Here is a 23,457-nt window from a genome sequence, read left to right as displayed (position 1 = left end):
ACAGACGCATTAGGCCGTTTCGGCTTACTACCAGTCGTGGACGGTGCCGTCGACGAGGCGGTTGTAGGGCAGGTAGGCCTGCTGGTACGGGTAGGCTGCGGCGGCTTCTTCGTTGAATTCGACGCCGATGCCCGGCTTGTCGCCCGGGTGCAGGTACCCGTCCACGAAGGTCATGGACTGTTCGAAGACCTCGTTGGTCTTGTCCGAGTGCTGCATGTATTCCTGGATGCCGTAGTTATGGATCGCCAACCCCACATGGAGCTGCGCCGCGAACCCCACCGGGGATATATCCGTGGGCCCGTGGAAGCCGGACTTGATCTGGTACTGCGCGGCGAAATCCATCACCTTCTTCAACGGTGAGATCCCGCCAAAGTGCGTGGACGCGGCACGGACGTAGTCGATCAGCTGTTCCTTGATCAGCGTCTGGAAGTCATACACGGTATTGAAGATCTCCCCGATCGCCAACGGCGTGGTGGTGTGCTGCCGCACCAGGCGCAGGCCCTCCTGGTTCTCCGCCGGCGTGCAGTCCTCCAACCAGAACAAGTCATACGGCTCCAACGCCTTGCCCAGCTTCGCCGCCTGGATCGGCGTCATCCGGTGATGCCCGTCATGCAGCAACGGGATCTCCGGCCCAAACTCATTCCGCACCGCCTCAAACACCGTAGGCAGGTGCCGCAGGTACGCCCGGGTATCCCAGTCCTCCTCCACCGGGAACGCACCACGCCCGGCCGGTTCATAGTCGTACCGCTCCCCCGACGCCTGGGCCTGCGCCGCCACCCCGTACACGGCCTTGATCCCCGGGACCGCCGTCTGGATCCGGATCGACTTATAGCCCAGCTCCAGGTGCTCCCGCACCGAATCAAACAGCGACGGGATATCCGCGCCCGAGGCGTGCCCGTACGCCCGCAACCCGTTCCGCGACGCCCCGCCGAGCAACTGGTACACCGGCATCCCCGCCAGCTTGCCCTTGATATCCCACAACGCCATATCCACCGCAGCAATCGCCGCCATCGTCACCGGACCCCGCCGCCAATACGAAGAGCGGTACAGGAACTGCCACGTATCCTCAATCCGGTGCGGATCCTTGCCAATCAGCAGCTGCGCCACATGCTCCCGCAAATACGCCGCAACAGCCAACTCACGCCCATTCAACGTGGCATCACCAATACCGGTCACACCATCCTCCGTAGTAATACGAAGGGTCACAAAGTTCCGGGACGGACTGGTCACAAACACATCGGCGGCAACGATCTTCATAGCTGGCTTTCGGGTAGATGGGAAACTTTTGGTGGGTGGGACAAAGGTGTCAGCGCTGGGTGCTGCCCCGGGCTGCGTCGAGCAGCGCAAGTTCCTCGCGGCGGGGCAGGCCCTCCCAGTCGCCGCGGGTGCTGACGGCGAAGGCGCCGGCCAGGATGCCACGGTGCAGGCGTGCGGGGACGTCCTCGCCGTCGAGCAGGGCCGAAAGGTAGCCGGCGGTGAACGCGTCCCCGGCCCCCACGGTGTCCACTGAGGTCACGGCGATGGCCGGTGCTTCGAGAAGGCCTTCAGTTGTGTGGACCGCCGCACCGGCCGCGCCTCGCTTCACCACAACTTCCCGGACCCCCAGGTCCAACAGGTGCGCGGCGGAACAAGCCTCGGCTGCCGCGGGCGCTGCCGCCTTCCTCCCCTCCCGGGACGGGGCAACCAGGTCAAGTTCGTCGTCGGACGCTATGACGATGGCGGCGTGCCGGGCCAGCGGGCCAAGCACTGCCCGTGCCTGGTCCCTGGACCAGAGCTTGCTGCGGTAGTTCACATCGAAAGAGACTGCCACGCCTTCGGCCGCAGCCCGCTCCGCGGCGTACTCCACGGCGTCCCGCGCCTCGGGACTCAGTGCCGGGGTGATGCCGGTCAGGTGCAGAATGCGGGCACCACCATCCAGGGCGGAAGCAACCTGGCTGCGCGAGATGGTGGATCCCGCCGATCCGGCGCGGTAGTAGAAGGCCCTGCTGAGGTCGGCGGTGCGCTGTTCCAGGAACATGACCCCTGTGCTGCGGTCCGGATGCACGCGGTGGTGCAGCTGCACGCCTTCGCCCCGCAGTTGCTTCACGATGAACTCGCCGTGCGGGTCCGCACCCACCGCCCCAGCCCAGGCAGCTGTGTGGCCAAGGCGCGCGACGCCGATGGCAACGTTTGATTCCGCCCCGGCCACCTGGATGTTCAGGGAGCCGCCGTTCGCCAGCGGGCCGGCGGACCGGAGCGAGACCATGGCCTCACCGAAGGTCAGCAGGCACACCGGTTGCAGGTCCGGTGTGTGCCCCGCCGGGCCACTTGCGGCACCAGCCGTCACGCCCGGGTCCCGTTTCCCTCACGGGCCGCGAACTCGGCGGCGAGGCCAAGGAAACTGCGGGCACGATCCCGCATGTCGGCGAGGTCGCCGCCGGAGGCTGCCGTGCCGAACAACGGACCGCCCAGGCCAACGGCAATGGCTCCTGCTTCCCAGTAACCGGTGGCTTCGCCCAGGCCCACGCCGCCCACGGCGATGAAGGGGATATCCGGGAACGGGTCGCGGACCGCTTTCAGGTAGCCGGGCCCGCCGATCGAGGCCGGGAAAAGTTTGATGGCCGTGGCCCCGCGCTCCATCGCTTCGTACGCCTCGCTGGGCGTCAGCGCCCCGGCCAGGACCGGAATGCCGGCCCCGGCCGCCTCACTGATGGAGGGGGCCAGGGAAGGAGTCACGATGAACTGGGCGCCGGCAGCGGCGACGTGTTCGACGTCGGCCTGGCTCAGCACGGTGCCGGCGCCAACGAAGCAGCCGGCCGGGGCAGCCGCGCGGACTTCGCGGATGGCCTCCAGCGCGTTGGGCGTGGTGAGGGCGATCTCCACGTAACGGAAGCCTTCCTCCATGGCCGCCAGCGCTGCCTTGGCGGCAGCACCGCCGTCGTTCCCGCGGACGATGCCGACAAGCCGCGCCTGCCGGATGCCGGCCAGCAGGCTGGCAGAGGTAACAGCTGAATTTTCGGAAGTCATGGGGTTCACCATTCTGCGAAGGATCCGTCGGGGTGGCGCCACACCGGGCCGCGCCAGGCATGGCCGCGTTTGTCCGCGGCCCGGACCACGGCCTCGTCGATTTCGACGCCCAGCCCCGGCCCGGTGAGCCGCTCGATATGGCCGTCAATGAACTTGAAGGGGGTCTTGTCCACCACGTAGTCGAGGACTTCGGCGCCCTGGTTGTAGTGGATGCCGATGCTCTGTTCCTGGATGAGGAAGTTGGGCGTCGCGAAGCCCACCTGGAGGCAGGCGGCGAGCGCCAAGGGCCCCAGCGGGCAATGCGGCGCCAGCTGGACTTCGTAGACCTCGGCCAGGGCGGCGATCTTCCGGACCTCGGTGATGCCGCCGGCGTGGGAGAGGTCCGGCTGGGCCACGGCAATGCCTGCCTGCAGTGCCGGCAGGAACTCCTGCCGGTTGTACAGCCGCTCCCCCGTGGACACCGGGGTGGTGGTGGAGGCGGTAAATTCGCGGAGCAGGTGGGTGTTCTCCGGTACCACGGGCTCTTCGAGGAAGAAGGGCCGGAACGGTTCCAGCAACGGGGCCACGCGCCTGGCATTGGCCAGGCTGAAGCGGCCGTGGAAGTCGACGGCGACGTCCCGGTGGTCGCCCAGGACCTGCCGGGCGGCGGCAACACGGCGGATGACGCCGTCGATCTCCGCCACCGAGGCCACCGGGCTCATCCGTCCGCTGGCGTTCATCTTGACGGCAGTGAGGCCCACCTCCAGCTGGGCGCTGATCTGGTCCGCCACCTCGTTCGGCTCGTCGCCGCCCACCCAGCCGTACATCCGGATCCGGTCCCGCACGTGGCCGCCGAGCAACTGGTGCACGGGAGTGTTGAAGTGCTTGCCCGCGATGTCCCACAGTGCCTGGTCCAGTCCGGACACGGCGCTGGCAAGGATGGGGCCGCCCCGGTAGAAGGAGCCCTTGGTCATGACCTGCCAGTGGTCTTCGATTCGGAGGGCGTCGCGGCCGATGAGGAGTTCCGAGAGTTGCCCGACGGCGGTACGCACCGTTTCGCTGCGGCCCTCGCAGGTTGCCTCGCCCCACCCCACGATTCCGCTTTCGGTCTCGATCCGGACAAAGAGCCAGCGGGGGGCAACGAGGAAGGTCTCAATCCTGCTGATGAGTGTCATGTGTCCGAGCCCTAGCCCTTGGTGGCGCCGGCGGTCAGGCCGGAGACGATGTACTTCTGCGTGAAGAGCGCAATGATCATGATGGGAATGGTGACAACGGTGGCAGCGGCCATCAGCCCGCCCCAGTCGATGCTGGCGTAGGAGACGAAGTCGAAGATGGCCACCGGCAGGGTCTTGGTCTTGGAGCCCGAGAGCACCAGGGCGAACATGAAGTTGTTCCAGGAGAAGATGAAAGAAAGGATGCCGGCGGTGGCGATGCCGGACACTGCGAGGGGCAGCGTGATCAGCCGGAAGGCACCGATCGGCGTGAGCCCGTCCACCTCGGCCGATTCCTCCAGCTCCAGGGGCAGCGAATCGAAGTAGCTCATCATGATGTACACGATCAGCGGGAGGGCCACGAACATGTGGCTGAGGATCAGCACTTCGAACTTTCCCACCATGCGCAGGTTGGAGAAGACGTAGTACCAGGGCACCAGGAGCGAGACGCCCGGAATGACGCGGGCCATCAGGACCACCAGCGCGGAGCGGTGCATGGTGAACCGGCTCATGGCGTAGGCGGCCGGGACGCCCAGGACGATGGACAGCGCGGTGGAGACGAAGGCCACCCAGAAGCTGTTGAAGATGAACACGAAGTAGTTGTTGCGCTGCAACACATTGGCATAGTTCTCGAAGGTGGGCGAGAACAGCAGGGCCTTGCCGGTGTCGTAAATGTCCACGTTGGTCTTCAGCGACGCCAGGAGCATCCAGAACAGCGGCGCGAGCAGGAACAGCACCACAAGGATGAGGGCAACAACCCGGAAGACCTTGTAGGCGCGGGTGGCGAGCGGCTTGCGGCGGCGCCGGCTCCGGTTGTTTGCCGCGGTGGCGGCGGAATCCGTCATGACGGTCATTTGCTTACCGCTTTCTTGCGCATGGTGAGCAGCCACATGGTGCCGATGATGATCATGAAGAACAGGATCAGCACCGCCGAGGAGAGCCCGTACTGGTTGTAGTCGAAGCTCAATCCGTAGGCGTAGACGTTCAGCGTCTCCACTTCGTGGAACGAGCCGCCGCCTTTGCCCTTGGTGGCGTAGAGGATGTCGAAGGTCTTCAGGGCATCGATGCCGCGCAGCAGGATGGCCACGATCACGGTGGGCATCATGAGCGGCAGGGTGATGAAGAAGAACCGCTGGAAGGCGTTGGCGCCGTCCACGCGGGCGGCCTCATCCGGTTCATCGGAGAGCGAGGTCAGTCCGGCCAGCAGGATCAGGACCACCATGGGGGTCCACTGCCACACGTCCATGAAGATGGTGGTGCCCAGGGCGGTGTCCTGCCCGGACAGCCACGGCTGGGGCGGGATGCCCACCATGCCCAGGAGCTGGTTGGCGAAGCCGATGTTGGGATCGAAGATCAGCCGCCACATCATGCCGACCGCCACGGGGGTGGCCACCAGCGGCAGCAGGATGGCCACGCGGACCCACTTTTCACCGCGGAAGGGCCGCCACAGGAGCAGGGCCACGCACATGCCCAGCACCACTTCGAAGGCCAGCGCCACACCGGTGAAGGCCAGGGTGCGGCCTACGGCGGGCCAGAAACGCTCGGTGTCGGTGAGGACCGTGATGTAGTTCTGCAGCCCGATGAAATCCGTGGCAGCCCGGACGGAGCCCTGGGAGTCGGTGAGGCTGAGGTACACGGTCCACGCCAGCGGAAAGACGATCAGGACGCCGACGAAGATCATGGCCGGGGCGGCGAAGAGCCATTTGCGGTGCCGGTTGGCCCAGGCGGAGAAGTGCCCCCCGGCACCGACGGGCCCACTGGGCCGGCGGGTGCCGGCGCTGCGGGGAGGGTTCAAAACAGACATGGTTTCACCTAAGGAGTTGGGGGTGAAGTGGACCGGCGAAGGCAGCCGGTGAAGTGGGCCGCGCCGGGACGACTTTTGGGCCGTCCCGGCGCGGATGTTCGGGCACGGTGGGTGTGCCCGGCGTCCTACTTCTTTTCGCTGTCCAGGAACGTCTGGAAAGCAGTCTGGGCGTCATTGGCCGCAGCAGCGGCGTCCGCGCCGGTAATGGAGGCCACGATGGGGGCACCCACGATTTCGCGTGCCTTGCCCACGGTGACAACCTCGGGCCGGTCGTGGCCCACACCATTCTTGGCGCTGGCGGAGATGGCGTCGGCGAGGTCCTTCGGGTAGGTGGAGGTGCCGTCAGGGTTGGACCAGACGGACGTGCGCGGACCCGGGACGCCGGCCTTCTGGGCCGCCAGGGTGCGTTCCTTGCTGGTTGCCCACTGGATGAACTTCCAGGCGTTGTCCGTGTTGCTGGAGTTCTGGTTTACGCCCAGGGCCCAGGAGGGGATGTTGTACGGCTTGGAACCGGCGGGACCGGCGGGCAGCGGAGCGAATCCCACTTTGTCGGCGACCTTGGACTTGGCGGGGTCGGTGGCGTTCTTGTAGAGCGAATCGGCCTCAGTGTAGAAGGCGGCACCGCCCTGGGTGAAGATGGCCATCGCCTCCGGCCAGCTCATGTCCGTGCTGACGTTGGCGGGGCCGTAGTTGCGGATCAGGCCGCCGTAGTAGGCGTAGGCCTTCTTGGCGGCATCGGTGTTGACGGAAGCCTTGCCGCTGGAGTCCATGAAGTCGCCGCCGAAGCTGTACAGGAAGCTGGAGAACTGGGTTACCGCGGTGGACTTGCCGGTGCGGGCCACGAAGCCGGCGGTGTCCGGGGAGGAAGCCTTGATGGCCTTGGCGGCCGCTTCCAGTTCCTCCATGGTCTTGGGAACCTGGAGCCCTGCGGCCTGCAGCAGGTCCTTGCGGTAGTAGAGGACCTCGCGCTCGGTGATGATCGGAACACCAACCACCTTGTCCTCAACGGTGGTGGCCTTGACCGGGCCCTCCTGGTAGTCCTTCCAGTCCCAGCCCGAATCCGACGAGACCTTCTTGGTCAGGTCCGCCAGGTAGCCGTTCTTGGCGAACGCCTTGCCTTCCTGCAGCGGGCGGTACATCATGACGTCGATCTCGTCGCTGCCTGCGTTGAGCTTGACGTTGTACTGGTCCGAAAGCTGGTCCTCGCCGAGCTGGGTCAGTTCCACCTTGAGCCCGCTCGACTTCTCGAACTCCGGAATGGCGGCCTTGATGCCCTCGGTCCAGACGTGGTTTGCCAGGGTGACGCGGACTGTCCCCGACTCCTTCGCCTGGTCGCTGCCGCCTCCGCCGCCGCTGCAGGCGGTCAGCCCCAGCGACATTGCCGCGGCAACTGCCGCGTACTTCACAATTGAACGCCGCTTCATTACGACTCCCTTTGCCTTTCAGGCCCGCAGCTTCGCGGGCGGGTGACAGACGCCTCGTTACGTCTGTTGTGTTCAGCGAGCATAAACAAATAAGGCAGACATATACAAGACCTTGCCGTCCCCCCATATGATTTATTCATGACCATCCCAAAGGCGGCGTTGTCCCCTGACCTGCATTCATCGCTGGTCGAGAACCTGGGACTTGCCATTGCCGAGGGGACGCTGGCACCGAATTCAATCCTGCGGCTGGATGAGCTGGAGGCGCACCACAAGGTGTCCCGCTCCGTGATCCGCGAGGCCACCCGTGTCCTGTCCTCCATGGGCATGCTGGAATCGCGCCGCCGCCTGGGCACTGTGGTCCAGCCGGAGGCCAGCTGGAACCTCTACGACCCCCAGGTGATCAGGTGGCGGCTGGCATCGGCCAAGCGGCTGGAGCAGTTGCGGGCACTGAACGAACTGCGTGGCGCCATTGAACCGCAGGCCGCCCGGCTTGCCGCCGAACGCGCCTCACTGGACCAGGCCAGCGACCTGGTTTCCATGGCCGCCCGGCTCTGGGCCGCCGGGCAGCGGGGGGACCAGGACGATTTCCTGCGCCTGGACATCGAGTTCCATGCCGCGGTCCTCAACGCCTCCGGCAACCTCATGTTTTCGCAGCTTCACAAACTCGTGGCAGAGGTGCTGGCCGGCCGGACCCAGCACGGCCTGATGCCCCACCTTCCGGACCATGAGGCGCTGCAGTTGCACGTGGACGTGGCCAGCGCCATCCAGCGCGGCCAGGCAGCGGCGGCGCACGCCGCCATGAGCCGGATCGTGGAACAGTCCACCGAGGAGATGGGGGACATCTGGTCCAGCAGCCATGCTTCAGTGGCCGAGTCCAGCCCTAATCCCGGGTAGGCCTTTGGCCGGCAGCGCTGGCGCATCAATACCTTTACGCCCGCTTCGCAGCCGAAAGTTCCCCGGCCAGGAAATCCAGGGCCGCCTGCCCCTCGGAAAGGCCTGCCGTGTGGTTGAGGTGGCCGTGCACCCCGCCTTCCGCCAGGAAGTAGGACACCGGAACCCCTGCCCGCTCCAAAGCGGAGGCAAAAAGCTCGGTTGAGCCGCGGGCGTCGTCGTACTCGCATGCAAGAAGAGCCGTGGGCGGAAGCCCGGCAGGGTCGGCGTAGCCGGGCATCGCGTAGGACGATGCCATGCTGACAGGCCCACCCACGTAGTTCTCCGCCGTCCGGATGCAGTCCTCCACCGTGAACCGCAGGTGCCTGGGCAGCCCGGCCATGACCTCAGGGTCCAGTCCCCCGGCGGGCGGCGGCAGTTCCGCGTGCAGGAAGGGGTAGGCCAGCAGGAGCTTGGCGGGCAGCGGCTTGCCGGCGTCAATCAGATAGAGCGCGGCGCCCACGGCCAGGTTGCCCCCGGCACCGGCACCGCCCAGGCAGAGCAGGTCCGGATCCAGGCCCAGGGATTCGGCGTTCTCCCGGGCCCAGAACCAGCCCGCCAACGCGTCGTCGTGCGGGATGGGGAAGGACACGCCGTCGCGGGCCAGCCGGTAGTCCACGGACAGCACCGGCGTGCCTTGGTGCGCGAGCACCCGGGCCAGGTAATCGGATTCCGGAATATCCACGCTGCCGCTGACGAATCCGCCGCCGTGCAGCCACACCAGGGAAGGACTGTCCGTGCCCGCCCGTTCGCCGTAGATCCTGATGGCCACCGGGCCGTGGCGTCCGTCGGCGGTCACGGTGCGGATGGGTACGTCCGGGCCGGGCGAGCGGACGGCGTCCGGGTTCAGGAACTGCGGGCCTTCCGGACTGGCCAGGTATTCAGCGAAACCGGCGGCGGTCTCCCCCTGGGTGCTCCGGGAGAGCCCGGCGGACCCCGCGGCTGATTCTGTCCGGGATGTCATGGTGTTCCCAGCTTCCGTGAGAAGTAGTCGACGGCGGTGACCAGGATGGTGTCCAACTGGTCCTCGGCGCCGAAGAAGCAGTGGTCGCCGCCCGTGATGGTCACCACGTCATGTTCCACGCCTGCGTTGGCGAGTGCGGCGGCCAGGAGGTCGGTCTGCGAGTGCGGGACCAGGCCATCCGAATCGCCGTGGACCAGGAGGAACGGTGCGGCGTCAGCGGTCACATAGCTGACGGGGCTGGCCGCAGCCAGCAGTTCGGGATCATCCGAGCCGCCCACCAGCATGTTCTCCGGCTGCAGTGACCTCCCCGGCGGGACAGCGGCGGTCAGCGCCGGGGGAAAAAGCCCGTCGGGCGTGTTGATGGGGGGAATGTCCAAGAGGGAGGATACGCCGTAGAAGTCGACGACGGCGCTGACGCTGCTCGGGTGCCCCTGCGCACCGAGTCCGCCTTCCAGGTCGCCGCGGTTGCCGGTGAGGCCCAGGAGCGCCACCAGGTGGCCGCCGGCGGATTCACCCCAGGCGCCGAACCGCTCAGGGTCGATGTTGAGGCGGCCGGCGAATTCCCGGAGGTAGCGGACCGCGGCCTTGAGGTCGTGGAGCTGTGCCGGGAACGGGGCTTCCAGGGAGTGCCGGTAGTCCGCCGTGGCGCAGGCAATACCGGCCTCGTTGAGCAGCCGGAACACTGAGTCGGGCGCGAAGGTGGGCGGCAGCTCCCGGCGGTCGCCCAGCTGGAACGCTCCGCCGTGCACCCAGAGGACCAGCGGCGTGGGAGCGGCAGCGTTGCGGGGCAGCCAGATGTCCATCTTCAGAGGCCGGAACCCGATGGCCCTGGCGTACGTGACCTCACGGTAAACCGAGGAGACGTCCGAGATATGTTCAGGGCTTCCCGGCGCATCGAAGACGGGGAACGGCGGAATCTCCCTGCCTCCGGGACGGGAGATGTCCCGGGACGGGTCAAGTACGCCGGTAGCGTTGTCCACTGTCATAGTGTGCTCCTCATCAGTTCAGGTTGTGCGGTGTCCGCGCCGGTTCCGGCGGGGAAAGTATGGCGTCCGGGCCCGACGACGGCGGCCGGCTCGCCGGGCAGCCTTACCTCCGCGGTGGTGCCGGAGGGGATCGTGGCACTGAGCTTCAGCACGCCGTCGTCCCTCCCCCACTCCACCCCGAGCAGGCCGCGCGGCCCGTGGTGCGTTGTGGACGCGGACGTCAGGCCGGCGCCGGGGCGCGGCTCGATGATGATGCGCTCCCAGCCCGCGCTGCCGGGAGCCTGCCGCAGCCCCGCCGTGTAGCGGTGCAGGAAGGAAACCACGGCGCCCTTGCTGTAGTGGCTGAGCGACTGGTGCGCGGTGCCGTTGGCATCGATGCCGTTCCACAGCTCCCACATGGTGGTGGCGCCCCGGTCCACCATGGTGAGCCATGACGGTTCGGAGTCCTGCATCAGGAGTTCGTAGGCGAGGTCCAGTTCTCCGTTGTCGGCCAGGACCGGGAGCAGGTAGGGCGTGGCCAGGAACCCGGTCCCGAGGTGCGTGCCGGCGCCGCGGATTAGGTCCGCCAGCTGCGAGGTGACGGTGGGGCGGTGCCCGGGGCTGACGAGGTCGAAGGCCAGGGCACGCACGCAGTTGGCCTGGGTGGCCTGGGTGACGCGGCCGGAGGAGTCAAGGTATTCCGTCTCCCACGCGTCCCGGATCCGGTGTGACAGCTCTGCCAGTTCGGCGGCCTCCGCGGCCAGGCCCAGGACACCGGCGATGCGTGTCATCAGGTCCGTGGTGTGCCGGTAGTAGGCGGTGGCCACGATCCCATGGTCCGCGGTGCGGGCGGCGAACAGGTCAGGTTCCGGCCCGCCCGGTTCCATCCATTCGCCAAAGTGGAAGCCGGTGTCCCAGAGGTACTGCTCGTGCGGTGCAGGGGTGGCGCGTGCGGCGGCGCGGGCAGCATGCCGCTGCGTTTCGGCGCAGGTCCGGACGAAGCCCAGCCAGCGCTGCATGGCCTCCCAGTTCTCGGCGAGGATCCCGGCGTCACCGGACGCGAGGTAGACCTCCCACGGCACCATCACGACCGCGTCGCCCCAGCCGGCGGAGCCGTTGGTGAAGCCCATGAACTCGGCCGAGGTAATGGCAGGTCCTGGGGACGGCGAGATGTTGGCGATGATCCCGTTGTCCCACTGGTCTGCCCGGACGTCGCGCAGCCACTTCCGGGAAAAGCCGGTCACGTCGTAGAGGTAGGCAGCGGTGGGGACGAACAGTTGCCAGTCACCGGTCCAGCCGGCCTTTTCGCGCTGCGGGCAGTCGGTGGGGACCTCGCAGGAGTTGCCCAGGAAGCTCCATTCCACGATGTCATGCAGCTTGTTCAGCCGGTCATCGCTGCAGCTGAAAGTACCGATGCGTTCCAGGTCGGTCCGGACCAGGCAACCGGTGATGTCCTCTGGCTGAAGGTGCTCCTCCAGCCCCTGGACGGAGACAAACTGGAAGCCGTGGGTGGTGTGCCGGGGTTCAAAGACTTCGTCCTCGGCCGCGGAGGAAATAACGGCATCCACCTGGCCCGCGTCCCGGAAGGCACCGGGCGTCCGGAAGTCGAGGGGGCGCAGATGGGCCCGGGTGACGTCGCCGTCGTCCCCGAGCGATTCGCCGTACTCCAGCGTGACGGTTTCCCCCGGTTGCCCCAGCCTGGAGAGGCGGACCCAGCCGTGGATGTTCTGGCCGAAGTCCACCACCTGATTGCCGTTGGGCAGCCGCGTGATGGATACCGGAGCCAGCTCCTGGGTCACCCGGGTGGGCGGCGCGAGGGGTCCAGCCAGTGCGGTGAAACTGCCGGAACGGACGACGGCGTGACGCGGCTTTGGTGCGCGGGCACCAGTGCCGCCGGTGCCCGCCTGGGGCGGGCTCCCGCCGTCGGCCTTCCTGAAATCAACGCGCTGGCCGGCCATGAGGTCGGCACTGACGATCTCCGTGGCGGACACCAGCCACGAGCCGTCGGTGCCGATGACCCGCCTGCCGGCCGCGGACTCAATCTCGAGCTGCGCCAGGAGGGCTGTGTGCGTTCCGTACATGTCGGCGTCGCGCGTATACCCGAAGGTGCCGCGGTACCAGCCGTCGGTGAGCACAGCACGGATGGTGTTGCTGCCTTCGCGGAGCAGCGTGGTGACGTCGCGGGCCTGGACCTGGAGCGTGGTGTTGTAGCTGGTGGAGCCGGGGGTGAGCTGCTGGTCGCCCACGCGGTGCCCGTTGATGAAGAGCTCGTAAATGCCGTGGGCGGTGGCGTAGGCGCGGGCGTTGTGCGGGGCGGCTGAGAGCGCGAAGGTCTTGGTGAGGGCCCAGCCGGGCCGCTCCCCCGGCGAGGGCACTTCAGGTTCCTCGGGGCCGATCCATTGCGCTGTCCAGTCCGCGGCATGCAGCAGGCCCAGCTCCACGGGCACGGTTTCGGACCAATCGCTTGTGGTTTCGGTGCCGTGTTCGTCGGTGTTCCAGGTGCGGACCCGCCACTCGATCCGGTCCCTGGACTGCAGAGCCGGGCCGCTGTACGGGATGCCGCTGCAGGCGCACGACGCAACCCTGCCGGTGTCCCAGCCGTTGTCCGCGGTGATGCGGTAGGCAGTCTGGCCGGCGGTTCCGGCGGGCGGCGTCCAGCTGAGCCGCGGCACGGTGATGGTCAGTCCCATCGCCTCGGGCAGGTGCTCGGCCCGAAGCCGGGTGGGGGCGGTCATGCGGCGGGACTCCTGGAGTGCGGTTGCTGGGAGTTCCAGCTTCGTTTGCCGTCACTTCCCCTCCACAGGGTTCTTTCAATGATTGGAATAGTATTGTGGTTCAGCTCACTGCCATTGCAGCTATCAACGGCGCTAGGAACTCCTGCCATGACTGTCACTCCGGAAACGGACACCCCGCCGACCCGCGGAAAACGGCCCAAACAGGGCGAACCCGTCATTGACCGGGCACTGAGCCTGCTGGCGGTTTTTTCCGACCGGCGCCGCGCACTGACCCTGTCCGAACTGGCGCGCTACGCGGACATGCCCGCACCCACGGCGCTGCGGCTGATCGCCCGGCTGGTGGCCTGGGGTGCCTTGGAACGGCTCGACGACGGCCGCTACGTGGTGGGGGTCCGGCTGTGGGAAGTGGCCTCCCTGTCACCGCGCGGGCACGGGGTGCGGGAAATTGCGCTTCCCTATCTGGAGGACCTGTTCGAAGTTACCCGGCACCACGTCCTGCTGGCGGTGCGGGACAATGAGGAGGCGGTGCTGATCGAGCGGTTGTCCGGGAAGGACGCCACCGAGGTGGCGTACCGGGTGGGTGGACGGGCGCCGCTGCGGTCCACGGCCATCGGCCTGGTGCTTTTGGCCGGCGCGGACCAGCAGTTCCAGGAAACCATCCTGAAGCGGCCGCCGGAAAACGAGCCGGGCGTGCCCCAGATGCCGGAAGGCCAGCTGCGCAGGACACTTTCGGATGTGCGTCGCACCGGCATCGCCATGATCCGCCGTACCGTCCCGTCCCGGACCGTCTCTGTGGCGTCCCCGATTTTCGATGCCCAGGGCTCCGTGGTAGCGTCGCTGTCCATCGTGGTTCCGGACGGGTCCACTCCCCCGAACGTGCTGGCCCCCGCGGTCCGCGCGGCCGCCCGCGCCGTCTCCAGGAACCTGGGGCACCAGGCTGTTGTCAGCGCCGACGCACGGACTCACTCGCAGGGGTAGGGCGGCAGTCTCCACGGACTTTGCCGCCGGTTACGGATCCACGCTACCTGGGTAGATTAGTATCCTCGGAGCAGGTCTTTTGTTCCGGACCAGTTGGCAGTCACTAGCGGGTCCGACGGGAACTGCCGGACCCAGGATCGAGGATTCAGGCATGGGACAGTTCACGGACAGGGTTGCGTTGGTGACCGGTGGCGGCTCGGGTATTGGTGAGGCCACGTCAAAGGAATTGGCGGCCAAGGGTGCCAAGGTAGTTGTGCTGGACCTGGATCTGGACGCTGCCCAGCGTGTGGCCGATGAGATCAGCCAGGCCGGTGGGACCGCGGCGGCAGCGCAGGGGGACACTGCCCGCAGGGAGGACAACGAACAGGTCGTCCGGTTTGCCGTAGAGACCTACGGAAAGCTGAACTATGCCGTGAACAACGCCGGTATTGGCGGCAAGCAGGCACCCACGGGAGAGCTGGACCTGGACAATTGGGACAAGGTCATCGGCATCAACCTTAACGGCGTGCTGTACGGGATGCGATACCAGATTCCCGCCATGCTCGACGCCGGTGCGCAGGAGAGTGCCATCGTCAACATGGCATCCATCCATGGTTCGGTCGCGGCGCCCCAGAGCAGTGCCTACACCGCGGCCAAGCATGGCGTGGTTGGCCTGACCAAGAATGCCGCCGCGGAGTACGGCGGCCAAGGGCTGCGCATCAACTCCGTGGGTCCCGGTTACATCGCCACCCCGTTGCTGGACAAGAACCTGAACGAGGAGGCCAGGAACGGCCTGATGGCCAAGCATCCATTGGGCCGCTTGGGCACGGCCGAGGAAGTGGCCCACATAGTGTGCTTCCTGCTCTCCGATGATGCATCATTCTGCACCGGCGGCTACTACCTGGTGGATGGCGGCTACACCAGCGTCTGACGCTGGCACGGCCACCGCCTGCGGGTCAGTACTCGCCCTTAATCACAAAGTACGAACCGCGGATGGTGCCGGCCAGCTTGGATTTCTGCCGTGCGAACTTGAAGCGGGACGCCAGCTCCTCCGGAACGTCCATTCCGTCGGAGAGCTTGAACCCGACCGCCCGCTTGCCCCCGTCCTCCAGGGCGTACATGACGTTGATGGACAGCCCGGATTCGTAGAAGATGTACGTCATCCGCAGCCCGTCCACTTCGAATGAGGAAACCTCAAGCGGCTTGGCGGCAATCACCAGGTCGCGCTCCGTGGACAGGATGTTGTTCACGTAATCCACAACGTCCGGAGCGTCTCCGGCCGGCGCGACCGTGAAGTCGTGGTCGTACTTGTTCTTGTAATACCGCGCCTCATTGGCCCGCAGCCCGGCCAACGCATCCGCCACCGGTGACGATTCCAGACCAACGGTGGAGACGCTCTTGAAATCCACGGTGTACGGCATGAGTCCTCCTGGGAAAGGGTGTTTCGCCCATCCTCGCAGACGCATGCCGCCAACCGTAGATACTGCCGGCCTACGAGTCCGTGTGCCTGCGGGTGAGTTTGTCCAGGATCCGGTCCACCATACCGACGCCTGGTCCCACGGTCTTGTGGAACAGCTCTGAATGCGGTGCACTCGGGTGCGGCCTGGTGGGTGCCAGCTTCTTGGCCCTCTCCACCTTTTCCCCGATGTCGACGAGTTTCTCTCGGGGAATGTGAAGGCGGAGCTTCGGGAACTGTTCGGACTCCTCGTCATTGGCGTGGTGGCGCAGCTGTGCCTCAAGCTCATTGACCAGCTCCATGAAGCCCGTCTCCGCAGGTTCCACCTTCTCCAGCCGCTTCATCAGCTCGACGATCTCCTGGTGCTCCTTCTTGTCATGTTCCACTTCGTCATGGCCGTCCGGCACATGGTCTTCAATGGCCGGGTAGACGTACATCTCCTCGGCCACGGCGTGGCGCATGACCTCCGCGATCAGGGTGTCCGCCAGGTCCCTGCGCTGGGCCTCATCCGAGGTGCCCTTGATCTGTCCGATCAGCGCGATCATGTCCTGGTGGTCGCTGGTCAGGATGTCCACGACGTCCACGTTTCCGGTGGAACTGGTATCACTCATGAGCTGGCACTCCTCCTGGGATGGCGGCTGTTCAAGGCGTAAGACGGTCAAAGTACCACGCGGCAAACAGCGCGATCCAGAGGCAAAACCCCCTATAGCTGCCTAAAGGATGGGTTGGCTAACGCGCAGTCATCAGACGATGGATCAGGTCCTCCCACAGCCCGGCGCTGTCCACCTGGTTGCGGATCACAGTCTCCGCGATGGGCTCAATGGCAAGGGTGTCGGAGCCCGGCCCAAACGGCACCAGGACACTGTCGCCCAGGGTCAGGGTGCTGCCCAGCTGCACGAACGGCGGGACGTCGAGCAGCCGCTCCGCCAGCCAGGAACCAACCTTTGATGCGGCTGCGAGCTCATTCTTCACTGCATCCACCGCAACGGTCATCTGCGTATATTCCTCATATGGAATCCGGACGAGGGGCATCCCCGACGCCGCCACCTCCGAGGCAGAGGCGGCGTCAGTGTCCGAGTTGTATTCGCCGCGTTCCGCGTCGGCCAAGGTGCCGCCCACCCACACCAGCAGCGCCCTGCCGGCGAGCGCCGGGTCCAGCCGCAGTGCGTCGGCGACGTTAGTCAGCGGCCCTCCGCACAGGATGATGGTCCGCTCACAGCCGGCGGACATCTCCACGATCGTGCGCGCCGCAGCACTGCCCTCCTCCCCGCTGGCCCCGGCAGCCTCGGCGCCGGTCGTGACCGGGATGTGGTTGATCCCCATCACCGCCAGGAGTTCCGCAGCGAGTTGCCCACCCTGGCTGGCTGTCGTTGCTGGGTCACTCCCTGCTCTTGCGGCGAGCCTGGGGTCCAGGGCTGACGTGGTCACAAGGACAGAAACGTCCGGGCCGCACCGCAAAAGAATGTGTGCCAAAGCCACGAGTCCGTCCGGGTCGCCGCCGAAGTCGTTATCCACCACGAACAGTTCCGTCGAAGCCGCCACGGCTATGCCCCCGCCGGGGTGGCCACGGCGGCAGAAGCGCTGAAGCTGTGCGTGCCGCCCCCAACTGAGTGCCGCTCACCGTCCGGAAGGACGACGTCGGCCGCCACCCCGTCCGGGACGGTCGCCGCGAGCTGGAACGTGCCGCCGTCGTGCTTCCATTCCACACGGACCTCACCGTGCGGGGTTTTCAGGGAGGTCCTGGCCCAGTCGATGCCAGCGCCTGGCTGCGGGGCGATGAGCACCTTGGCGTAGCCCGGTGCCAGCGGCCGGATGCCGCCGATGGCCGTGTGCATCCAGTCCGCCACGGCCCCCAGGGCGTAGTGGTTGAAGCTGGTCATCTCCCCCGGGTTGACGGTGCCGTCCGGCAGCATCGAGTCCCAGCGTTCCCATACGGTGGTGGCGCCCATGGTCACCGGGTACAGCCAGGACGGGCAGCCTTCCTCCAGGAGCAGGCGGTAGGCATCGTCCACGTGCCCGGTGTCGGTTAACGCGTGGGTGATGAACGGGGTCCCGGCGAAGCCGGTGGACACCCGGTAGCCGTTGTCCCCGACCAGCTCCGCGAGGCGGTTGCCGGCAAACTCGCGCAGCTCCGGAGTGGCCAGGACATCGAAAGCGAGGGCCAGGGCGTAGACGGTGGTGCAGTCGCTGCGGATGGTGCCGTCGGCCGCCACGTAGTGCTCGGCAAAGGACGCGCGCACCCGGGCGGCGAGCGCCTCGAAGTACGCCTCGTCGTCGTGCTTCCCCAGCAGGGCTGCAGCCTGTGCGGTGATCCGTGCGGTCCGGTACATGCAGGCCGTGGCCACTACCCCGGTGTCCGCCTTGGCCGCCCAGGGCTGGTCCGGCGCGGCATCCGGGTCCAGCCAGTCGCCGAACTGGAAGCCGGAGTCCCACAGCCCGGTGGACGAAAGCAACCCCTCCACCCGGCGGGTGTGCGAGGCCATCGATTCATATTGGTTCTCAAGCACGCTGAGGTCACCATAGGCCTCCCACAGGGCCCAGGGCACCCACACTGATGCCTCGCTCCACAGCGCGGAGGACTCCGGCGCCGGGAATTCAGCCGGCTGCGGGCAGTACTTGAGGGCGTCTGGAACGGTGATGGGCACCAGCCCGTCCTGTGCCTTCTGTTCTGCTGCGAGGTCCATCAGCCAGTCCTGCAGGAAGTCCTTGACGTCGTACAGGTAGGCGGCAGTAGGGGCGAATACGGCAATGTCGCCGGTCCAGCCGAGCCGCTCATCGCGCTGCGGGCAGTCCGTGGGCAGGTCCAGGAAGTTGCCCCGCAGCCCCCAGACAATGTTGCGGTGCAGTTGGTTCACCAGCTCATTGGAGCACTCGAACTTGCCGGTGCGCTCCAGGTCGGAGTGGACCACCACGGCCTCCAGGTCCTCCTCGGTGAGCTCCCCGGGCCAGCCGGTGATTTCGGCGTAGCGGAAGCCATGGAACGTCTTGGTCGGCTCAAAGAAGTCCTCCGCCCCGGAGAGGATGAACGTGTCCGTGGCCTTGGCCGACCGCAGGGGCCGGGCGCCCAGCTCGCCGTTTTCCAAGACCTCGGCGTGCCGCACGGTAATGCGGCTTCCGGCCGCACCCTGCACGGTGAAATGCAGCCAGCCCACCAGGTTCTGCCCGAAGTCCACCAGCGTCTTGCCGGAGGGTGAGGTGAAGATTTCCACGGGTTTGACGACACCGGCACGCACCACGGGCGGGCCAACAGGCTCTGCCAGCCGGTCGCCGTCGAACGCGAGCTCCCGGACGCCCGTCCAGTCAGCGTCGGCTGAAAAGCCGGGCTCCGCCCAGCCCTCCTGGCGGCGCCGGGCATCGATGGTCTGGCCGTCATAGAGGTCGTTGAAGGTGGTGGCCGAGGGACCTGCCTGCCAGGTGGTATCGGAAGCGACGGACTGGACGTGCCCGTCCGCGAACTCGATGTCCAGCTGCCCAAAGAACCCCAGCTCGTTGCCGTACAGGTTGGACATGCCGTGCCAGGCGAGCCGTCCGCGGTACCAGCCGTTGCCCAGTTCCACCCCGATCACCGTGGAAGGCCCCACCAGGGCGGTGACGTCGTAGCTGCGGTAGCGGAGCCGCCACTCGTAGGAGCTCCAGCCAGGACTCAGCACGTCGTCACCCACCGGGGCGCCGTTGATGAACGCCTCGTAGACACCGAAGGCGGTGGCACGGAGCGTCGCCTTCACAACGCCGCCATGCCCCTCCTCAAGCGTGAACTCCTTCCGGAGCAGCGGGGCGCCGTCGAAGTCCTGCTCCGGCGAAATCATGGCGGCGAGCCAGGGGGTGGAGGTCATGGAAGGAGGGTTCCGTTCTGTAGGAAGGCTGGTATGGCAGTGGGTGCACGCTGGTCAGGCGTAGTGGCAGGCGACGTCGGCAGCGCCCACCCGCCGCAGGGCGGGCCGCTCCGTGGCGCACAGTTCGGTGGCCAGGGGGCAGCGGAGCCGGAAGGGGCAGCCGCCGGGTCCGGGGACCGCGGCCGCTCCGGTGCGGACGCCCAGTGATTCGCGGGCTTCGCGGCGTTCCGCCTGTTCTGCCGGCCGGGGCACCGGGGACGCTGCCACCAGGGCCTGCGTGAAAGGGTGCTTCGGGTTCCCGGTGACAGCGGCGGCAGGTCCGCTTTCCATGACCTGTCCGCGGTAGAGCACCACCACGCGCTGGGCCAGGAACTGGACCACGGCGATGTCGTGGGCGATGAACAGGTAGCTGAGATTCCGTTCGTCACGGAGGTCGGCCAGGAGGTTGAGCACCTGCGCTTGGGTGGACAGGTCCAGGGCGCTGACGGCCTCGTCACAGACCACCAACTGGGGGTCGCAGATCAGGGCGCGAGCCACCGAAATGCGCTGGCGCTGGCCCCCGGAAAACTGGCTGGGATACCGGTCCACGGCCTCGCCCGGCAGCCCCACGCGTTCCAGCATGTCCCCGGCCTTGGCGCGGGCCTCGGCCGCCGACACCCCGCGGAGGCACAGCGGTTCAGCCAGGGACGTGCCAACCGTGTTCCGCGGGTTCAGCGAGGAGTTTGGGTCCTGGAAGACGGCCCGCAGTTCACCGCCCAGGGCGCGGCGCTGGGCCGCGCCGGCGGAGGTGATGTCCTTGCCCTGGTAGGTGATGGTGCCGCCGGAGACCTTCTGCAGGCCAAGGATCGCCTTGCCGATGGTGGACTTTCCGGAACCCGACTCCCCCACCAGGCCCACCGTCTCACCGGGCGCGATGCTGAAGCTGACGCGGTCGACGGCGGCCGGTGCGGCGGCTGCCTTCCGGCCACGGCCGTAACGGACCACCAGGTCCTTGACCTCAAGGATGGGGGTGGCGGCGAAGGGCGGCGTGGAACCGTGGCGTTCGGTGACTGCGGTGCTCATGCCGGGTCCTTTTCAACGATGGTGTTCAGAGTGCGGGGGTTCTGCCTGGGGGTGACCTGCAGGCTGCGGGAGGCGGGCACGTCGGTGGCCAGCCAGTCCATGCCCTCGACGGCCAGCTGGTCTGCTTTGACACACCGCACCAGCCCTTCGCCCGTTCCGGAGCGCAGCAGCGGGACCGGTTCCATGCAGGCGGAGCCGGCGAACTGGCAGCGGGCGGCGAAACGGCAGCCGGCCGGCCAGTCCTTGGGCTGGGGCACCTGTCCGCTGATGGTGGCGAGGCGCTCGGGCATGCTGTCCGCGTGGTTGGCGTGCGGGTCGGCGGCCAGGAGGGCCAGGGTGTAAGGGTGGCGGGGGTGGTCCAGGACGGCCTGGGTTTTGCCGTTTTCCACCACCTGGCCGGCGTACATGACAGCCACCTGGTCGCAGATGTCCGCCACTACACCGAGGTCGTGGGTGACCATCACCACGGACATTCCGATGTCCTTCACCAGGGTCCGGAGCAGGGACAGGATTTCGGCCTGGACCGTGACATCCAGTGCGGTGGTGGGTTCGTCCGCCACCAAAAGTTTCGGCTGCCCGGAGAGCGCCAGGGCAATGGCCACGCGCTGGGCCATGCCGCCGCTGATCTGGTGCGGATAGGTCTTCAGGATCCGGGCGGCGTCCACAATGCCCACCTTCTCCAGCAGGCTCTGCGCCTCCTGGCGGGCCTCAACCCTGCCCATGCCGCGGAGTCGGCGGATGGTTGCGGTGAGCTGGTAGCCCACGGTGAACATCGGGTCCAGGGCGCGCATGGGTTCCTGGCTGATCAGGGCGATCTCCCGTCCGCGGACGGCTTCCATGTCCTTTTCCGCCCTGGCGGCCAGGTTCCTGCCGTTCCAGAGGATCTGGCCGCCCGTGACGGACACGCCGGACGGCAGCAGTCCAAGCAGGGACAGGGCGGTCATGGTCTTGCCGCAGCCGGATTCCCCCACCAGGCCCAGGACGGTGCCTGGTTCGACGTCGAAGGAGACATCGGTGACCAGGGGGACACCGTTGTCGACGCCGACCGACACGTTGCGGACGCTGAGCGTACCTTGCCCGGCAGTGTTCCGGGAGGCGCCGTCGCCTGCGCCGCCGTCCTCAGTGGCCGGGGCGGCTGCGGCGATGGTGGCGACCGCTTTGGCGCGCTGCCGGCGTGCGGCGGCGGAGGGCAGGTGCGGGGCGGCAGCGTTGGGTGCCTTGCCGAGTGCGTTGCCGATGGCGTTGGCGGACAGGACGGTCAGCGCCAGGACGGCGCCGGTGGGCACCATCATCCAGGGGGCGTCGTAGACGTGCTGGGAGGCGCCCTGGATCATGCCGCCCCAGCTGGGCTGCGGGATGGGCGGCCCGAACCCGATGAACGCCAGCCCGGCCTGGATGAGCATGCCCACCGCGAAGATCAGCGCGGCCTGCACCACGATGGTGTTGGCCAGCCCGGGCAGGACGTGCCGGAGGCTGGTCCCCAGTGGGCTCACGCCGTCAACCTTGGCCGCATCCACGTAAAGTTGGGACTGCAGCGACTTCGCCTGGCCCAGGATCACCCGGTAGATGCCGGCGGACATCAGGATGCCCAGGATGGCCATGACCACCGGGATGTTGGTTCCCACGGCACCGATGACCGCCAGGATGATCACGGTGCCCGGCAGGGACATCATGATTTCCGTGACCCTGCTGATCACGGCTTCCGCGCGTTCCCCGGCACCGGCGGCAAGCATGGCCAGGACGGTGCCAAGTCCGACGCCGACAATCACCGTGAGCATCGACGTCCCCAGGGTGCCGGCTGCGGCAGCGAAGATGCGGCTGAGGATGTCGCGTCCCAGTTCGTCGGTACCCAGCCAGTGGGCGGCGGTGGGGCCGGAGAGGACTGCAGTGAAATCCTGGTCCTCGGTCTTGAACGGCAGCCAGAGCGGCGCGGTCAGCGATGCGGTGACGAGCACCACAAGCCACGCGAGCCCGGCCGCGGCTCCCGGTGAGGTAAACAGCCGGTGCCGGGAAAATTTGGTGAGGCCCGCCCTGCCGGCGTTGCGCGCGGGCGTTCCTGCCGGCGTCGTACTTCCTGCCTGGTCTGCGTCCGCGGGGGCCGGGGCAACTGTTGGGATCATGAGGCACGCAACTTCGGGTCGAGGAACTTGGTGGCCAGCTCCAGCACCAGGTTGACGGCGACCACCACCACGGTGGCGATCACCACCACGCCCTGGACGGCGGGGGCGTCATGGGTGCTGACGGAGGTCTGGACGGCCTGGCCCAGTCCGGGCATGGCGAACAGCTGCTCAGCGATGACTGAACCGCCGAACAGGCCGATGAACTGCAGGGCGATGCCGGCCACGATGGGCAGGCTGGCGTAGCGCAGGGCGTGGACGTAGAGGATTTTCCAGGTGGGGGTGGCCGTGGCGCGCAGGGTGCGGATGTGTTCCTGCTGCAGCGCCTCGAGCATGGAGGCCCTGGTCTGGCGGGCGATGAAGGCCGCGCCGCCCACGGCGAGGGTGATCACCGGCAGCGCCAGGGACAGGGCCCAGTCCTGCGGTGAGACCTCGAACGGCACGTAGCCGGTGGCCGGGAAGACGGAGGACTGCACGGCGAACAGGTACACGAAGATCACGCCCACCCAAAACGCCGGCAGGGCAACGAGGAGGCCGACGAAGCCGCCGATCACCTGGTCCAGAAGGCCGCCGCGGACGGCGGCGGTGACGCCCAGGGCGATGCCCAGGACCGCGCTGAGGACGGTGGCTCCGGCGGCAAGTGAGGCAGTGACCGGCAGGCGGCTGGCAAGGTCGGCGCTGACGGAGCGGCCATCGATGAGCGAGATGCCCAGGTCGCCCTGGACCGCTGAACCGAGCCAGCTGAAGAACTGGGTGAACAGCGGATCGTTCCAGCCCAGCCTCTGGTTGACCTCGTCGATGGCTTCCTGGGAGGCGCCGGCGCCGAGGGAAACGGCCCCCGGACTGCCCGGCATTGCGTGCACCAGCAGGAATGCCAGCACCGCAACCACCAGCACGGTGGCCAGCGCCATCAGCAGGCGCTTAGTGATGAATAGTGCCATGGTGACCTCCATCGGTCAGGTACAGTCCCGGCGGGCCCTCCTGTTTGGGGAGGGCCCGCCGGGACGGTACAGG

Annotated in this window: 20 protein-coding genes; 3 read left to right on the top strand and 17 right to left on the bottom strand. The window is 67.2% G+C overall.

What is annotated here, in order from left to right; translation table 11 throughout:
- Nucleotides 1-27: 27 nt before the first annotated feature.
- The 7 genes from manD to FBY36_RS10785 form a co-directional block, all read right to left on the bottom strand.
- Entirely contained in the window at nt 28-1,257 is a 1,230-nt protein-coding gene (gene manD / locus FBY36_RS10815; RefSeq protein WP_142119280.1) for a D-mannonate dehydratase ManD, read from the bottom strand.
- A gap of 49 nt (nt 1,258-1,306) precedes the next feature.
- Nucleotides 1,307-2,326: a sugar kinase gene (locus tag FBY36_RS10810; protein WP_235008800.1), complete on the bottom strand. Its 1,020-nt coding sequence runs from the start codon at nt 2,324-2,326 to the stop codon at nt 1,307-1,309.
- A complete protein-coding gene (locus FBY36_RS10805) occupies nt 2,323-3,006 on the bottom strand; it encodes a bifunctional 4-hydroxy-2-oxoglutarate aldolase/2-dehydro-3-deoxy-phosphogluconate aldolase (RefSeq protein ID WP_235008799.1) in 684 nt (227 codons plus the stop codon). Before FBY36_RS10805 ends, FBY36_RS10810 begins: the two co-directional genes overlap by 4 nt.
- 5 nt (nt 3,007-3,011) lie before the next feature.
- On the bottom strand, nt 3,012-4,160 hold the full coding sequence (dgoD, locus tag FBY36_RS10800) for a galactonate dehydratase (RefSeq protein WP_142119276.1): 1,149 nt from the start codon (nt 4,158-4,160) through the stop codon (nt 3,012-3,014).
- Nucleotides 4,161-4,171: 11 nt separating this feature from the next.
- Nucleotides 4,172-5,050 (bottom strand): carbohydrate ABC transporter permease, encoded by an 879-nt coding sequence (locus FBY36_RS10795; protein WP_142119274.1) that lies wholly within the window; start codon nt 5,048-5,050, stop codon nt 4,172-4,174.
- A complete protein-coding gene (locus tag FBY36_RS10790) occupies nt 5,047-6,000 on the bottom strand; it encodes a carbohydrate ABC transporter permease (RefSeq protein ID WP_235008798.1) in 954 nt (317 codons plus the stop codon). The genes FBY36_RS10795 and FBY36_RS10790 overlap by 4 nt, the downstream gene beginning before the upstream one ends.
- Before the next feature lie 125 nt (nt 6,001-6,125).
- Nucleotides 6,126-7,424, bottom strand: coding sequence for an ABC transporter substrate-binding protein (locus tag FBY36_RS10785; protein ID WP_142119272.1), 1,299 nt, complete (start codon nt 7,422-7,424; stop codon nt 6,126-6,128).
- 138 nt (nt 7,425-7,562) lie between these two features.
- On the opposite strand from FBY36_RS10785, the gene FBY36_RS10780 reads away from it, so the two are divergent.
- Nucleotides 7,563-8,318 (top strand): FadR/GntR family transcriptional regulator, encoded by a 756-nt coding sequence (locus FBY36_RS10780; RefSeq protein WP_142119270.1) that lies wholly within the window; start codon nt 7,563-7,565, stop codon nt 8,316-8,318.
- Nucleotides 8,319-8,352: 34 nt separating this feature from the next.
- Here the strand turns inward: FBY36_RS10780 and FBY36_RS10775 are convergent, their stop codons facing one another.
- The 3 genes from FBY36_RS10775 to FBY36_RS10765 are packed head-to-tail and all read right to left on the bottom strand — an operon-like array spanning nt 8,353 to nt 13,018.
- Complete coding sequence (locus FBY36_RS10775; RefSeq protein WP_142119268.1) at nt 8,353-9,318, bottom strand: alpha/beta hydrolase; 966 nt, start codon at nt 9,316-9,318, stop codon at nt 8,353-8,355.
- Entirely contained in the window at nt 9,315-10,304 is a 990-nt protein-coding gene (locus FBY36_RS10770) for an alpha/beta hydrolase (RefSeq protein WP_142119266.1), read from the bottom strand. The genes FBY36_RS10775 and FBY36_RS10770 overlap by 4 nt, the downstream gene beginning before the upstream one ends.
- Nucleotides 10,301-13,018 (bottom strand): alpha-L-rhamnosidase, encoded by a 2,718-nt coding sequence (locus FBY36_RS10765; RefSeq protein ID WP_142119264.1) that lies wholly within the window; start codon nt 13,016-13,018, stop codon nt 10,301-10,303. The genes FBY36_RS10770 and FBY36_RS10765 overlap by 4 nt, the downstream gene beginning before the upstream one ends.
- Before the next feature lie 147 nt (nt 13,019-13,165).
- On the opposite strand from FBY36_RS10765, the gene FBY36_RS10760 reads away from it, so the two are divergent.
- Together FBY36_RS10760 and FBY36_RS10755 are read left to right on the top strand one after the other, a co-directional pair.
- Nucleotides 13,166-13,996 (top strand): IclR family transcriptional regulator, encoded by an 831-nt coding sequence (locus FBY36_RS10760; protein WP_142119262.1) that lies wholly within the window; start codon nt 13,166-13,168, stop codon nt 13,994-13,996.
- 151 nt (nt 13,997-14,147) lie between these two features.
- Nucleotides 14,148-14,906: an SDR family NAD(P)-dependent oxidoreductase gene (locus tag FBY36_RS10755; RefSeq protein ID WP_142119260.1), complete on the top strand. Its 759-nt coding sequence runs from the start codon at nt 14,148-14,150 to the stop codon at nt 14,904-14,906.
- A gap of 25 nt (nt 14,907-14,931) precedes the next feature.
- Here the strand turns inward: FBY36_RS10755 and FBY36_RS10750 are convergent, their stop codons facing one another.
- The 7 genes from FBY36_RS10750 to FBY36_RS10720 form a co-directional block, all read right to left on the bottom strand.
- On the bottom strand, nt 14,932-15,396 hold the full coding sequence (locus FBY36_RS10750) for a phage tail protein (RefSeq protein WP_142119258.1): 465 nt from the start codon (nt 15,394-15,396) through the stop codon (nt 14,932-14,934).
- 70 nt (nt 15,397-15,466) lie between these two features.
- On the bottom strand, nt 15,467-16,042 hold the full coding sequence (locus FBY36_RS10745; RefSeq protein WP_142119256.1) for a hemerythrin domain-containing protein: 576 nt from the start codon (nt 16,040-16,042) through the stop codon (nt 15,467-15,469).
- Between the two features lie 118 nt (nt 16,043-16,160).
- Complete coding sequence (locus tag FBY36_RS10740) at nt 16,161-16,973, bottom strand: nucleoside hydrolase (RefSeq protein ID WP_160141887.1); 813 nt, start codon at nt 16,971-16,973, stop codon at nt 16,161-16,163.
- Nucleotides 16,974-16,975: 2 nt separating this feature from the next.
- Nucleotides 16,976-19,264, bottom strand: coding sequence for a family 78 glycoside hydrolase catalytic domain (locus FBY36_RS10735; protein ID WP_142119252.1), 2,289 nt, complete (start codon nt 19,262-19,264; stop codon nt 16,976-16,978).
- Between the two features lie 54 nt (nt 19,265-19,318).
- The gene (locus FBY36_RS10730) at nt 19,319-20,326 is read right to left on the bottom strand and encodes an oligopeptide/dipeptide ABC transporter ATP-binding protein (RefSeq protein ID WP_142119250.1); all 1,008 of its coding nucleotides are present in this window, start codon (nt 20,324-20,326) and stop codon (nt 19,319-19,321) included.
- Nucleotides 20,323-22,446: a dipeptide/oligopeptide/nickel ABC transporter permease/ATP-binding protein gene (locus FBY36_RS10725; RefSeq protein WP_142119248.1), complete on the bottom strand. Its 2,124-nt coding sequence runs from the start codon at nt 22,444-22,446 to the stop codon at nt 20,323-20,325. The genes FBY36_RS10730 and FBY36_RS10725 overlap by 4 nt, the downstream gene beginning before the upstream one ends.
- Nucleotides 22,443-23,396 carry an ABC transporter permease gene (locus FBY36_RS10720; RefSeq protein ID WP_142119246.1) on the bottom strand — a complete coding sequence of 318 codons (954 nt, stop codon included), beginning with the start codon at nt 23,394-23,396 and terminating at the stop codon, nt 22,443-22,445. The genes FBY36_RS10725 and FBY36_RS10720 overlap by 4 nt, the downstream gene beginning before the upstream one ends.
- Nucleotides 23,397-23,457: the final 61 nt, after the last annotated feature.

The sequence above is a fragment of the Arthrobacter sp. SLBN-122 genome (genome assembly GCF_006715165.1).
In the GTDB taxonomy this organism is placed as follows: domain Bacteria; phylum Actinomycetota; class Actinomycetes; order Actinomycetales; family Micrococcaceae; genus Arthrobacter.
The sequence above is the reverse complement of the archived record's forward strand: the minus strand, read 5'-3'. Positions and strand labels throughout refer to the sequence as shown.